We start from the raw sequence: 13,123 nt of genomic DNA, 5'->3' as shown, positions 1-13,123 counted from the left end.
AGGGATCAGACACCCCCCAATACTTGAGGGGAGAGTCTCACCATTCATTTAACCATCTCTCGCTTCTGGCTCTCCTATCTGTTTTCACATGCTTTAAAGCTTATCATAAGTTCGTAAACCTTCTTAATTTCCATTCGCTCTCCACATCGGTCTTAATAGTCCATGGTTAGATATAAAAGACTTTCTTTGCTGCCTTTTCATTTTATATGAACTCATTTACACCATCTATAATTACGTCAATACTTCCGTTTTAGTACTGTGCTTAGTATCTACAACAATCCTTCTTTCCATTACTTCATTTTTCTTTTTTATAGCTCAAACTTTTATACTCTTCTCTAATAGACTTAAAAAAGGAAATGCACATACATATTATAATTATAGAAAAGGGTAAACCTGCTGCAGCTGATATAGATTGTAATGCAGTTAGCGCGCCACTTAATAATAACGCAATTGCCACCCCAGCAATAACAATTCCCCATAAAATTTTGCTTCTATTTGTGGGTGTTGTGGTACCTTCACTATACATACCTAAAACGTAAACAGTAGAGTCCGCAGATGTAACAAAGAAAATTACCAATGAAACAAGTGTTAGCACTATAATTACTGATCCTAGCGGAAAAAGGTCCATGAAATAAAACAATGCAGTATCCATATCTGCTAATATTTGATTGGCTAGCTCATTGTTACCTAAATTAATAATATTATATAAGGCGCTCCCACCAAGAGTACCATACCAAATCATCGTGGCTACTGAAGGTACTACCATAGCACCGATGATAAATTCTCTTATCGTTCTTCCTTTTGAAATTCTAGCCATAAAAAGCCCAACAAATACACCAAAGCTGATAGCCCAGCCCCAGTAAAAGAAATCCCAACCTGCTTGCCAATCATAACCTTCAATAAATGGTTCCATATGAAAACTCATATTTATGAAGTTTGAAAGATAATTGCCCGTGCCATTAACAATCGTTTCTAAAATATTCGTGGTCGGACCTAATGTGAAAATTAGAAGCAAAATCGCCAAAGCTAATACAATGTTAATATTAGATAACCATTTAATACCCCGGTGTATACCCGAATATGCAGAAGCAATAAACATAACCGTTAGGATCAGTATCAAAAATAATTGTGTAGTCGGTGTGTTTTCGATCCCCCAAGCATAATCAAACCCGGCACCCATTTGCATAACGCCTAAACCTAGCGAAGTTGTTATTCCCCCTATAACTGCGAATATGGTTATTATATTAATAATCTGGCCGATAGGACCATGAATTCGTTCCCCTAATAAAGGGTAAAAAGCATAATTGATCAAGGGTGGTGAGTTTTTCCTATACTGGAAATATGCCATAAACAATCCGGTTATCGTATAAGCTCCAAAACTATGCAATGCCCAATGAAAATAAGTGTACTGCATTGCTAAATCTGCGGCTTCTTTCGTTTCCCCTTCCCCGACAGGAGGTTCCATATAGTGTAATACAGGTTCCGCCACCCCCCAAAAATAAAGGCTTATCGCAATCCCTGCACTATACAACATCGCAATCCAGGTGAACCTTTTAAACTCCGGCTGATCCGAATCCCTGCCAAGTTTAATGGATCCATATTTTGAAAAAGCCGTATATAAACAAATTACAACAATGAAAAATGCAATCAACATATAGTACCATCCAAAATATCCACCAATTAAATCGTTAAGAAGATACTCAGAGAATTCTCCTAGTCCTTCAGGGTTTATGATACCTATAAGCACTAATAGGAAAGTGATTATAAGCGCGCCGATTAAGACGACGTATCTCTTCAAAATGATCCCTCCCTCGTATAATGAGCGCGTACATTCTTTTTTTATACTCTTTAAAAAATAAGTGTGATAGTGATATATAAATCAGATTATCATTTCCGTACCTACCTGATTGTTTAAAAAGAGATGAGCCCATCGACCAAAGTAACAGTGTGGGCTCAATATTGTTTGTTTTATCCATTAACCTTCAATATAATAACCTTTGTAATCTGTATATCCAGTCAATCATTTATCTCCTCTCGCAGGAATCACCCACTGGTTTTCTCCGCGGGCAGTAGTGACATACTCAGGCCAACGATAATCAATTGGAGGATCGTAATCACAAAGTGGTGGCGTCCAGTGTGTGCCATTTATTCCTCCACCGGTCCGCTCAAGAAACTCATTTTTTGCTTCTTCCAATAGGTGGTCGTCAGTGAGCAGATCAATAATTGTCATGCCAACAGTCTTAGAAGCGCTAAAAATCATTGGATCTATACATTCTCGAATTCCGCCCATCGCATTCATGACCCAGTCGGGATAGGCATAGCCCGATTTTGGTGATTTTAATGCAGGTCTACCTATATAAAGTCTAACAGTCGGAGCATGCCAGCAATACTCTGTATAATCATCAGATGTAAAGTGTTGTTGCCAAGCCGGTAACGATTCACGCATCTTGCGTTCTGCCTCTTGCGGAGGGACGAGCGTCTCGATCTCATCGAGATAAGGTTCTTCCATCGGATCCAACCCAAGATTCTTTTGAATTTCCCGTGCTATATCTACGGCCTTCCCTTCGAATTGAGGTGCACCTGCATGCTTAAGATTTTGGTAAGTTGCTTCCGCCATCGTATGGTTGGCAAGTCCTGCCCTTGATTTTGTGACCCACTCTCGTTTCCAGTTACAATGAGCAGCTGAAGCTGCACTTTCTGCATTTTGGTCAAGCACTTGAATGACTTGTTGAGCCTTTTCAATGTCCGGAACACGAATAAAATAGTAAATTTGCGACATTTGCGCCGGAATATTGTCAGCAGTCGCCTGTCCAGTATTTAAAATTGTTTCATTTACTGACCAACCCATGCTGTTCGATAGCATATGTTCCTTGTACATTTTAGACAAGGAATACATTGTAACAACAGCATCCGTTGCACCCGGAGCTCTTGCAGCGGCATGTGCTGCTGGAATAGGAGAATCTTCTCCCGAGGATAACCATGTTTGTGGTTCATCACAGGTAAACGTATACATGACAGAATATGCTACCGCACAATGTGTATCCCACCTTGTTGTGTTACTAAGAGGCAACATATAAAAAGGGTGAAAACTTATCGCAGCATCAAGGTCATCATAGTAACCTTTCGCTGCATGAATAGGTTTTGAGCCTCGTAATTTTTCTGCAGGTTCACCAAAAAACTTTAAAGTCCCCTTAATGTCATGCTTTTCCATCATTGCTTTCGCCGCTAAAAATCCTCCAAGGGAACCTATACCTAGTGCAGAATGGGGATCCGTATGCCCACCGGCATATGGACTTAATCCCTCTCTAGATTTTTGGACAGTTTCAGCTGCCTGATTATTCCCGGGGACAGCATCATACTCCGCATAGCCGCCAATGACAGGACCTGCACCATTTTTCCAAGTCGCGCAAAAAGCGGTAGGCATGTCACCACTCTGCTCTTCAACCTCAAATCCCTCTTCCCTTAAACGATGGACATACCAAGCTGATGATTTGTACTCTCGCCAAGCTGGTTCTGCATAGTTCCAGATTGTCTGATTCCAATCAGATAATGTTTTTTCATTTCCGTTAACCCATTCTATGATGTCCTTCTTTTCATTTGTCAGCATAAAATGAATAACCTCGTTTCTTTAATAAACTTGCTCTCCCGAAATCCATGTCTCACTCACTTCAATAGTAGGGATCTCTTCTACTGATGTGTCATATGGGTTTTTATCCAATATGACAAAATCAGCTAGTTTGCCTTTTTCGATGGATCCAATAGAATCTTCACGATGTATAGCTTTAGCCGCTTCAATCGTATAGCCTTTTAAAGCTTCAGTAAGAGAGATTCGGTGGTCAGCACCTACAACGTTTCCTTGTAATGTGGAACGCGTGACGGCTGCATAAATAGCCTGCAATGGGTTTGGAGGAGCAACCGGCGCATCTGATGACAATACGATAGGTATATTTTGATCTTTAAACCACCCATATGGTGAAAAATTATCACCATGGTCACCGACTGCTCGTACAACCCCTTCACCAAACTGATATACATGCTGTGGTTGAGGAACAGGCCAAATTTTTAATTCAGAAATATCTTGGATCTGAGCCGGATCCGGTAATCCGCAATGTTCAATTCGATGTCGTACATCACTCCTCGGTGATTGCTCTTGTGACGCTCTCACACCATCAATGACTAATTGAATTGCACCATCGCCCTGAGCATGTGTAATGGTCTGGAAACCTTGTCTATGCGCTTTCACAAGTATTTCTTTAAAACGTTCCGGTTCATGATAAAGATATCCTTGTTTACGACTGCTGTCTAAATAACCAGAAGACAAGTATGCGGTACCGGAATTTAGGGAGCCGTCTGCGTACAATTTAATGGAACCGATCGAAAGTTGGTCATCACCAAAGCCGGATCTAAATCCAAGCTGAGTCAATTCATCTAAGTACGTAGATAGAATAGACATCACAATACGCATTTTTAGAAGGTTATTATTTCGAGCTTCCTGAAAAGATTCCATCTCCTGTTTTGTAACCTGAGGATCATTAATTGTTGTCACACCCGATAAAAGGCATTGTTTCTGACCAACCGCAACAAGGTTTTGTAAATTTTCAGGTGTATCCGGCATATGAATGTTAGGACCGTTGCTTCCAATCACGACACCGGATTTTTTAGCAAAATGATCATTGGCGCTATCGAACAACTGGCCATTCGGGAGTCCATTCTCATATCTTCCTATGGCTCCACCTATAGGATCATCTACATTCTTATTAATTCCTAGTTCCTGAAGTAAATAATTATTAACTACATTATTATGCCCGCTTATATGCATAATTTGAACGGGGCAATCTTCAGCAACCTCATCCAGCTCATCAGCTGTTGGATATCGTTTTTCCTCAAGATTTCTTTGATCGAGTCCAAATCCACGAATAATACTTCCCGCAGGTGTTTTCTTTTTTTGTTCCCTTAAAACAGCAATGATATCACCAATACTTTTAACTTTAGGGTAACTAATATCTGCCCAACTATAAGCCATACCCAACATCATTAAGTGGGCATGAGGGTCAACAAATCCAGGGAGTAGAGATTTACCCTTTAAATTTATTTCTCTTATTTCTCCTTGCCCTTGTAATGAAGCTTCACACTCTTCGTATGAGCCTACACAAACAATTTCATTTCCTTTCACAGCTACTGCTTCCGCACTTTCTATTCCATCGCTCATTGTTAGTATTTTTCCGCCATAAAACAATAATGATTGTTTACTCATAGTTATTCCTCCATTGAATATTCGATTATAGAGCTATTCGCGAGGATCGTATGGGAAGTAAATAACCTAGATCCCCAACGAAATATACTTCACTTCCAAATACTCTCCTATCCCGTGGTGACCACCCTCTCTGCCTAAACCACTTTCCTTCATTCCTCCAAATGGCGCCTGCGGCACAGAAGGAAGTCCGTCATTGACGCCGACAATGCCGTATTCCAATTCTTCGCTGACGCGTACAGCTTTCCCGATGTTTTCCGAGAACACATAAGCTGCTAAACCGAAGGGAGAGTTGTTCGCACGCTGAATGACTTCTTCTTCGGTCTGAAAAGAAGCAATCGGTGCGACGGGGCCAAATGTTTCTTCATTCATGCAGAGCATGTCGTCGCTGGCGCCGGATATAATGGTTGGTTCAAAATATTGGCCTTCGTTTTTCACAAAGCTATTTCCACCGACTAATACTTCTCCACCCTTTGTTGTCGCGTCATCGAGATGGTTCTGGACTTTTCCAATCGCTTGATCATTAATCAATGGTCCCAGATCAACGTTTTCTTCCAATCCGTTTCCAGTCGTCAGATCAGCCACGGCAGCTTTGAATTTTTCGCTGAAGGTTTCCAAAATCGATACTTGTACATACACGCGATTCGTGCAAATACACGTTTGTCCGGAATTGCGGAATTTCGATCCGATTAAATGTTCCACCGCTTTGTCTAAATCTGCATCCTCCATAACGATAAATGGTGCGTGGCCGCCGAGTTCAAGCGACACCTTCTTAACCGTTTCAGCGGCCCCTTTCATTAACTGTTTTCCAACTTCAGTGGAGCCTGTAAACGTGATCTTCCGTACACGTTCATCCTCAAGCCATGTATCCCCGATCTCTTGTGGATTACCGGTGATGACATTGACGACTCCCGCGGGGATACCGGCTTCTTCGGCGAGTTCTGCCAATTTTAAAGCAGTCAGAGGCGTTTCTTCTGCCTGTTTAATAACCGCAGTACAACCTGCAGCGAGGGCCGGTCCTACCTTGCGCGTAATCATCGCGGCCGGGAAGTTCCAAGGGGTGATGGCTGCCACAACACCGACCGGCTGTTTTTGCACGAATATGCGTTTATTCGCGTGAGAAGCCGGAATGGTTTCCCCGTAAATTCGCTTCGCTTCTTCGGCGTACCACGAGATAAAACCATTGGCATACCCGACTTCCCCTATCGCTTCCTTTAGAGGTTTCCCTTGTTCCATCGTCATGATTTTTCCAATGTCTTCTTTATTTTCTTCGATTAGTCGATGCCATACGGCTAAAAGTCTACCACGTTCTTGTGCCGTCAATGTTGACCAGGAAGCAAAAGCAGCATGAGCCGCGTCCACCGCTTGTTTTGCTTCGTTTTTCCCTCCGTTCGGCACCGTTCCAACCACTTGTTTCGTTGCAGGATTGATGACCTCAATGTGGGTCAATTCTTCACCTTGCCATTGTCCATCAATGTACATTTGTTGTTTCATCGTAGATCCCCCTCACTGTTGCTTCAATACGTCTTCAAGGATTTCTAACCCTTTATCCAATTCTTTATCCGTGATTACGACCGGTGCTAGAAAACGTATGACATTACTGTACAAACCTGAAGAAAGCAGTAAAAGTCCCGAAGCATTGGCGGCTTTTAAAATCGCGGCTGTTTTCTCTGCATCCGGCGTCTTTCCATCGCCTTTAACGATTTCAAAAGCAGCCATCGCGCCTAAACGGCGAAAACCGCGAACAAATGAATATTTCTCTTCCCAAGTGCGAACTTTATCTTCAAATTGACGACCGACGACTTCCGCACGCTCATTTAAATTTTCTTCTTCAATGATATCCAAGACAGCTAGAGCTGCTTGACACGCAACAGCATTACCTGTGAATGTTCCACCTAGTTCACCAGGATTAGCCGCATCCATAACGTCAGCTTTTCCAACAACAGCACTTAATGGAAAGCCGGCCGCTAACGATTTTGATAGCGTCATTAAATCAGGTGTAATACCGAAATGTTCACTCGCGAACCAAGCACCGGTACGTGCGAACCCGGTTTGGATCTCGTCCGCCACTAAAAGAATGCCGTGTTCTTGGCAGCGCTTCGCAACATATTCCACAAAAGCCTTCGGCGGAATGATAAAGCCGCCTTCCCCTTGCACCGGCTCCATCACAACACACGCTACTTCTTCAGGCGCCACTTCCGTTTTTAAAAATAAATCAAAATCATCGATCGCAGACTTTACATAGGTGTCATCGCCTTGTTCTTCCGGCTTGCGAAACATATACGGATAAGGCGCATGGTAGACTTCAGGTGCAAAAGGGCCAAACCCAAATTTATATGGTTTCACCTTGCCGGTCATAGCCATCGTCATATTTGTCCGACCATGAAATCCGCGTTTAAACGTCACGACCGCTTGTCTGCCTGTCGCTTTCCGCGCAATTTTCACCGCGTTCTCCACTGCTTCGGCTCCGCTATTCAACAATAGTGTTTTTTTATCAAAATCCCCCGGGGCGAGCTTGGAAAGACGCTCGGCAAGCTTAATGTAGCCGTCATACATGATGACGTTAAAGCCGGGATGAGCCACTTTATCGATTTGTTGTTGGGCAGCTTCCACGACTTTTGGGTGAGAATGCCCGACATTCATGACACCGATCGCTCCGGCGAAATCAATGTAGACGTTTTCTTCCTCATCGTAAATCGTTGCCCCTTTGCCGTGGCTCGCAATTGCTCGATTGCCATTTCCCACGCCTTTGGGAATATAACGATCTCTTTTTTCTTGCCAAGTAGTCATATGAAAACCTCCTCATTTATAGCGCTTTCATGAATCAATGTTTTTGTCATTGTAAGCGTTTTTTGATATCCTTAACAGTACCAATTTTAAATTTATAATGGTACCAGTTGGAGGTTAGCATGCTTCATATCCCGATTGATCGAGACCATTCACTTCCTGTTTATAAACAAATTTATGAATGGATAAAAAATGAAATTTTGCAAGGAACGTTGGCGGCTGAAACTAAACTGCCTTCAAAACGGACGCTAGCGACATCATTGAACGTTAGCCAAAACAGTGTCCTTTCTGCTTATAGTCAACTGATCGCGGAAGGGTATTTATACACGAAAGAACGAAGCGGTTATTTCGTGGAAACGATCCATCCGATTCGCCCTCTAAACGTAGAAAAGAAGCTCGACCCCAAATTATCGGAAACTCGCCCGAAATCGTATCGTTATTCCTTCTCCCACATGGGCGTGGACGCTTCCCTTTTTCCTTTTCATGATTGGCACCAAAGTGAGCAGAAAGCGATGAGCGAAGATAAAGCTTTGCTTTCAGATATTAACCATCCCCAAGGCATCTATAAACTACGGGAAATTGTGGCCAATAAAATCCGGCATACGCGCGGGGTCATCTGTGAACCCGAACAAATTGTCATCGGCGCGAGCATGCAATGGCTCTTGCAGCTATTCCTAATGGTTATTGCCGAAAGCGAACCGTTTGCCATCGAAGAACCAGGGTATCATCGCCTCAGTTCCTTGTTAAAAACGATGGGTACCCCCGTCTATCACGTACCTGTGGATGAGCGTGGCATAGAAGTAGAAAAATTACGGAAAACACCTGCGAATATCGCGATCGTCACCCCTTCCCACCAAATGCCGACAGGATCGATTATGCCGGTGTCACGCCGAACAGAATTGCTTCATTGGTGCTATGAAACGGAAAATAGATATGTGATCGAAGATGATTATGATTCCGAGTTTAAATACGAGGGAGACATCATTCCTTCATTACAAAGCTTGGACGTCAATGAAAAAGTAATATATATCGACTCTTTTTCGAAATCACTACTTCCAGATCTTAGGATGAGTTACATGGCATTGCCGTTGGGGTTGATCGATATTTTCAAAGAAAAAGGGCTACATTTTATGCAAACGACTTCCGTTCTCACGCAATTGACCCTGGCTCGTTTTCTGAAAAGTGGCGACTATGATAAGCACATTAAACGCATGAGCAAATACTATAAAGAGCTGAGAGAAAAGCTGATCGCTGCGATACAGCAACATTTCGGATCACGCGTTCAGGTGGAAGGAGAAAAAGCCGGCTTGCACTTTTTGTTGCATTTGGATATAGAGGAACCAATCGAAGCGATTATAGAGCGAGCGGAAAAGATGGACCTTGAACTATATTCCATTCAACGTTTTATGCAAAAAGCATCGGGAAGCATACCGGCGACACTGATCATCGGCTTTGCAAAATTAAAACCGGAGGAGATTGATGAAGCGGTGGAGGCGTTGTGTCGGTGTTGTTTTCCTAAGGGGCATGGATTGAGATGATAAAAAGTTAAACTTTTTTATTACGACATTATCTTTCTTAAACCCTTTTGGGGATATATTCTCAATCAGTTCTTGCGTCGCCATCCCTGCCTTTCCTTATACTGTTTCCTGATTTCACGTATCATCTTTTCAAGTTCAAGGTTGTTCTCTGATTCAACATTTATTTATAGAGGATTCTCTTCTTGGCACCGGCACACAATAGTTTTAAAATCCCACACTCGTTAGATATCCGTTAATTTTTTGTGCAAAACACGTGTTATCCAATTTCTCTCATTACCGCTCCCTTTTTTAAGGTCATGACACTTGATAAGTAAGCGACCATGTCCTTAATAGGAACAATCATTAAATTGATTGGACTGTTTTGTTTTTCAACATGGCCGACCCTTGCCTCAATCCTTGCGTTTAAAGGATCCAACTCTGTTTCTAAATACGATCCTAACGGTGTGAACGTATCAAATGATTTTCCTACCATCCGTCTTCATGAAAATATTGCGGGGCGGTCACATCATTACTTATCGCGTATCCGAAAATATGGTTCAATACCTGATCTTTGCTAATATTTTTAGCCTCTTTTCCGATCTCAGCGGCGAGCTCAGATTCGAATTTCATCTCGTCGATATCCGGAGGATGATAATTTCTCCCCCCGGTCCTATCACCGATGATGTCGGCTTGAATAGATAAAGGAATATTCGGATTTTTTTGGTATACTCTCCTCCTCAGCTACAAAGTTTGCGCAATGCCAATTATTTGATTTGGAACTCTCGGAGAAAGTAGCTGAACATCTTCTTGGCTGAAACTTCGATCCGTATATTCCCATCGATCGTAAATATCTCCCTCTATTTCTTTAATCCTCCCACTAGAAATCCGGTGAAAAAGTCGAGTCGTGATAGACAGGAATTCACCATTTATGGTCGGTAGTCCATGAATGGGTGAAGCCCCTATATACCCAACGAATGGGACGTCCATCGATGCGCGCCGAGCTCGTGGTGCGTCTTGTGGTGCTGGACTATTTCTTCGATCATTCCGAACGGGAGCTTTTTCATTTACTCCCCATGCATGCGGGTTATTTGTGGTTTTGTGGTCTGGATTTTGAATCATCCCTGCCTGATCGGACAACCCTTGGCGACATCATGGTATTTTTGAACAAGTCATGGTGCATGTGGTCGATCAATGCATAGCTTCCGGGCTCGTTCGTCCTGAAGTGCATGCTGGTTCGGATGGGAACCAGGTGCGTGCGAATGCTTCTATCCACAGTTTGAAAAAAAGGGAACTGGCTCCGGTCCAAACCATTGAAGATTACTTGGCAGATTTGGAAGAAAAGGATGAGCAAACGTTAGGAGCATCCAAAGAAACCAACGACGATGATGATCAACCGCCTTCGTCCCATCCACATGGGGCAAGTCCTCCGATGAGCTCGAAGAACAGGCCCATCATGAAGATTTTCATGGCAAAACCTTTTCCAATCAAACCCATCGCAGCACCATCGTTCCGGATGCGCGCTTGTATAGAAAAAGCAAAGGACAGGAACGTACCTGCGTTATCTTGGTCATAACTTGACGGATACGGTATCCGGGGTGATTTGGATACAGATGCAAGTGTTGCTTCCGGAACGGCTGAACGAGAGGTTACGCTGCAACAATTGGCTTCTATGCGCTTCAAACATCCGCACATCCGTATTCAAACCTTATCAGCTGATAAGGCTTATGGAACGTCGGATTTTGCAGTTCTTTCCATAACTTTTAGTCTATAACCATCTTGAGCCCCATAAACGACAACCTTATTTTATTCAAAAAACTCTTTTTAATTTTTAAACGTCCGAAGTTGTAAGGTTTCACGAGCTTCCCGAGGAGTCATAGGCTCGACATTAACGCCTTGAAGAATATCGACAGCCTTGTCCACCAACTGAGCATTTGTACCAAGTACCCCTTTTTCAAGATACAAGTTATCTTCCAAACCCACGCGGACATTTCCACCAAGTAGCGCGGCCTGAGCCACCATCGGCAATTGCATACGACCGATGCCAAAAGCGGACCAACTTGCCCCATCAACGATTCGGTCTCGCATATAGGTTATGGTTTCGACATCTGCCGCAGCTCCCCAAGGTATACCCAAGCAGAACTGGTACATTGGATTTCCATCAATTAATCCATCATAATAGAGCTGATTAGCCAAACGCAGCTGTCCTGTATCAAATATCTCCAGCTCGGGTTTTACGCCACTTTGTTGGATAAGCGTTGCATGTTCACGCAACCAACCGGCTGGACCCAGGTACACTTGATCACCGAAATTGATACTGCCACAGTCGAGCGTGCATATTTCCGGGAATAATTTCCCCACAGGTTCATGACGTTCTTCCGGGGTTTGGATATCAGTTCCAGCACCCCCTTGGGTTGGGTTATCTAAATCAGGCACAAAGTCCCCTCCGCCGCCCGCTGTTATATTAATGACCACATCAATCTCTGAATCACGAATGCGATCTACAACCTCCTGAAATAGCTTTGGATCATGACTCAATCTTCCCGTTTCGGGATTACGCACATGAATATGAACGATTGCTGCGCCTGCTTTTGCTGATTCGATGGCTGCGTCCGCAATCTCCTTTGGCGTGATTGGAACGTGCGGGCTTTTCTCAGTCGTCTCCCCTGCCCCAGTCACTGCTGCCGTAATAATCGTTTTGGCCATTAAGAATCCTCCCTTGTTAAGCAAAACACGATGCGCTTTTATATTGGTATCCTTAGAACAGTTTGCACCGTTCAGTTTCTCAAGTCTCTAACCAATGAGACATCCTTGCTTCTGTTACACGGTCGACTCATGAGCAATAAAAACGTGCGGGGTATCATTGACTTTGCCCCCTCGCCGACCTCCGATCATTTAATCACTGCTTACAATCACTTACGGCGGGGATGCAAAAAACGACGACACCAAAAGCAGTAACCACCCTTAGATTCCAATCCCCGGATGGTTACTCTTTGCTAGTGAACTTCGCCCTTTAAGGACAAGTTCTATTAAAAGACGAGCGTTGTTTTCATCACCTGGTCTCGGCTGGTAGCTCTTGACCGAGCCAATCGCGGTAAAACGTCTCTAAGTCTGGCAGAAAATCAAAAACGATCGGGTATCCCGGCGCCGCTGCCTCCACTTCTAGCAACGTGGCACAACCCGGGCAAATAAACTCGCGAATTTCCATCCAGTCCGGATCATAGCTATGACGTCCAGGATAAATTTCAGCAATTTCCTCTTCTTCATCTCGAACATTGATCGCGGCCTTCAGCTTCCAGTTTTGAGTGTAGTGACCAAACTCATAACCACAGCCGCATTTGACGACTCGCTCACCTTGCGGCTCTCCCTGCTTGGCAACAATATATAAATGTTCACCGATCGGCAACAAGATCGGATCGTTGAATGTTACTCGTTCCTGAAGAATATCGATATACTTGAAAAACCGATCATCATCTTTATACTGACTCATAATGGATCGCGTCGACTGCCAAGGAAGTCGGCCATCAATTAAGTCACGAACAGTGTCGTGATTATAGCTTGCCATCATCAT

11 protein-coding genes and 1 pseudogene are annotated in these 13,123 nt (G+C 43.4%); 2 read left to right on the top strand and 10 right to left on the bottom strand.

Annotation, left to right across the window (positions count from 1 at the left end):
• Nucleotides 1-295: 295 nt before the first annotated feature.
• The 5 genes from HUG15_RS09440 to gabT form a co-directional block, all read right to left on the bottom strand.
• A complete protein-coding gene (locus tag HUG15_RS09440; protein ID WP_200128395.1) occupies nt 296-1,798 on the bottom strand; it encodes a BCCT family transporter in 1,503 nt (500 codons plus the stop codon).
• 222 nt (nt 1,799-2,020) lie between these two features.
• The gene (locus tag HUG15_RS09435; protein WP_200128394.1) at nt 2,021-3,607 is read right to left on the bottom strand and encodes a zinc-binding metallopeptidase family protein; all 1,587 of its coding nucleotides are present in this window, start codon (nt 3,605-3,607) and stop codon (nt 2,021-2,023) included.
• Nucleotides 3,608-3,628: 21 nt separating this feature from the next.
• Nucleotides 3,629-5,254, bottom strand: coding sequence for an amidohydrolase (locus HUG15_RS09430; RefSeq protein WP_200128393.1), 1,626 nt, complete (start codon nt 5,252-5,254; stop codon nt 3,629-3,631).
• A gap of 66 nt (nt 5,255-5,320) precedes the next feature.
• Nucleotides 5,321-6,733 (bottom strand): NAD-dependent succinate-semialdehyde dehydrogenase, encoded by a 1,413-nt coding sequence (locus tag HUG15_RS09425; RefSeq protein WP_200128914.1) that lies wholly within the window; start codon nt 6,731-6,733, stop codon nt 5,321-5,323.
• 24 nt (nt 6,734-6,757) lie between these two features.
• Nucleotides 6,758-8,041, bottom strand: a complete 1,284-nt coding sequence (gene gabT, locus HUG15_RS09420) for a 4-aminobutyrate--2-oxoglutarate transaminase (protein ID WP_200128392.1) — start codon at nt 8,039-8,041, stop codon at nt 6,758-6,760.
• A gap of 119 nt (nt 8,042-8,160) precedes the next feature.
• Between gabT and pdxR the strand changes: the two genes are divergently transcribed.
• Nucleotides 8,161-9,576, top strand: a complete 1,416-nt coding sequence (gene pdxR, locus HUG15_RS09415) for a MocR-like pyridoxine biosynthesis transcription factor PdxR (RefSeq protein ID WP_200128391.1) — start codon at nt 8,161-8,163, stop codon at nt 9,574-9,576.
• A gap of 256 nt (nt 9,577-9,832) precedes the next feature.
• On the opposite strand, the gene HUG15_RS23635 is transcribed toward pdxR, so the two are convergent.
• The 3 genes from HUG15_RS23635 to HUG15_RS23630 all read right to left on the bottom strand — a co-directional run bounded on the left by HUG15_RS23635 (nt 9,833) and on the right by HUG15_RS23630 (nt 10,542).
• The gene (locus HUG15_RS23635; RefSeq protein ID WP_200128390.1) at nt 9,833-10,048 is read right to left on the bottom strand and encodes a fumarylacetoacetate hydrolase family protein; all 216 of its coding nucleotides are present in this window, start codon (nt 10,046-10,048) and stop codon (nt 9,833-9,835) included.
• A complete protein-coding gene (locus HUG15_RS23350) occupies nt 10,042-10,185 on the bottom strand; it encodes a fumarylacetoacetate hydrolase family protein (RefSeq protein WP_200128389.1) in 144 nt (47 codons plus the stop codon). Before HUG15_RS23350 ends, HUG15_RS23635 begins: the two co-directional genes overlap by 7 nt.
• A gap of 111 nt (nt 10,186-10,296) precedes the next feature.
• Entirely contained in the window at nt 10,297-10,542 is a 246-nt protein-coding gene (locus HUG15_RS23630; RefSeq protein ID WP_425504035.1) for a DUF2437 domain-containing protein, read from the bottom strand.
• On the opposite strand from HUG15_RS23630, the pseudogene HUG15_RS22980 reads away from it, so the two are divergent.
• A pseudogene (locus HUG15_RS22980) lies at nt 10,485-11,296 on the top strand (transposase); the annotation flags it as partial. The gene HUG15_RS23630 and the pseudogene HUG15_RS22980 sit on opposite strands and share 58 nt — an antisense overlap.
• A gap of 80 nt (nt 11,297-11,376) precedes the next feature.
• On the opposite strand, the gene HUG15_RS09390 reads toward HUG15_RS22980, so the two are convergent.
• Nucleotides 11,377-12,258, bottom strand: a complete 882-nt coding sequence (locus tag HUG15_RS09390) for a beta-keto acid cleavage family enzyme (protein WP_200128386.1) — start codon at nt 12,256-12,258, stop codon at nt 11,377-11,379.
• 346 nt (nt 12,259-12,604) lie between these two features.
• A complete protein-coding gene (locus HUG15_RS09385; protein WP_425504033.1) occupies nt 12,605-13,120 on the bottom strand; it encodes an acetone carboxylase subunit gamma in 516 nt (171 codons plus the stop codon).
• Nucleotides 13,121-13,123 lie beyond the last annotated feature (3 nt).

This window comes from Salicibibacter cibarius (assembly GCF_016495725.1).
Taxonomy (GTDB): Bacteria; Bacillota; Bacilli; order Bacillales; family Marinococcaceae; genus Salicibibacter; species Salicibibacter cibarius.
The sequence above is the reverse complement of the archived record's forward strand: the minus strand, read 5'-3'. Positions and strand labels throughout refer to the sequence as shown.

Bases quoted from the DNA above. Each gene is read 5' to 3' on its own strand.
- HUG15_RS09435 (WP_200128394.1), bottom strand. From the start codon at position 3,607: ATGCTGACAAATGAAAAGAAGGACATCATAGAATGGGTTAACGGAAAT.
- HUG15_RS09430 (WP_200128393.1), bottom strand. From the start codon at position 5,254: ATGAGTAAACAATCATTATTGTTTTATGGCGGAAAAATACTAACAATG.
- HUG15_RS09425 (WP_200128914.1), bottom strand. From the start codon at position 6,733: ATGTACATTGATGGACAATGGCAAGGTGAAGAATTGACCCACATTGAG.
- gabT (WP_200128392.1), bottom strand. From the start codon at position 8,041: ATGACTACTTGGCAAGAAAAAAGAGATCGTTATATTCCCAAAGGCGTG.
- pdxR (WP_200128391.1), top strand. From the start codon at position 8,161: ATGCTTCATATCCCGATTGATCGAGACCATTCACTTCCTGTTTATAAA.
- HUG15_RS23635 (WP_200128390.1), bottom strand. From the start codon at position 10,048: ATGGTAGGAAAATCATTTGATACGTTCACACCGTTAGGATCGTATTTA.
- HUG15_RS23350 (WP_200128389.1), bottom strand. From the start codon at position 10,185: ATGAAATTCGAATCTGAGCTCGCCGCTGAGATCGGAAAAGAGGCTAAA.
- HUG15_RS23630 (WP_425504035.1), bottom strand. From the start codon at position 10,542: ATGGACGTCCCATTCGTTGGGTATATAGGGGCTTCACCCATTCATGGA.
- HUG15_RS09390 (WP_200128386.1), bottom strand. From the start codon at position 12,258: ATGGCCAAAACGATTATTACGGCAGCAGTGACTGGGGCAGGGGAGACG.
- HUG15_RS09385 (WP_425504033.1), bottom strand. From the start codon at position 13,120: ATGATGGCAAGCTATAATCACGACACTGTTCGTGACTTAATTGATGGC.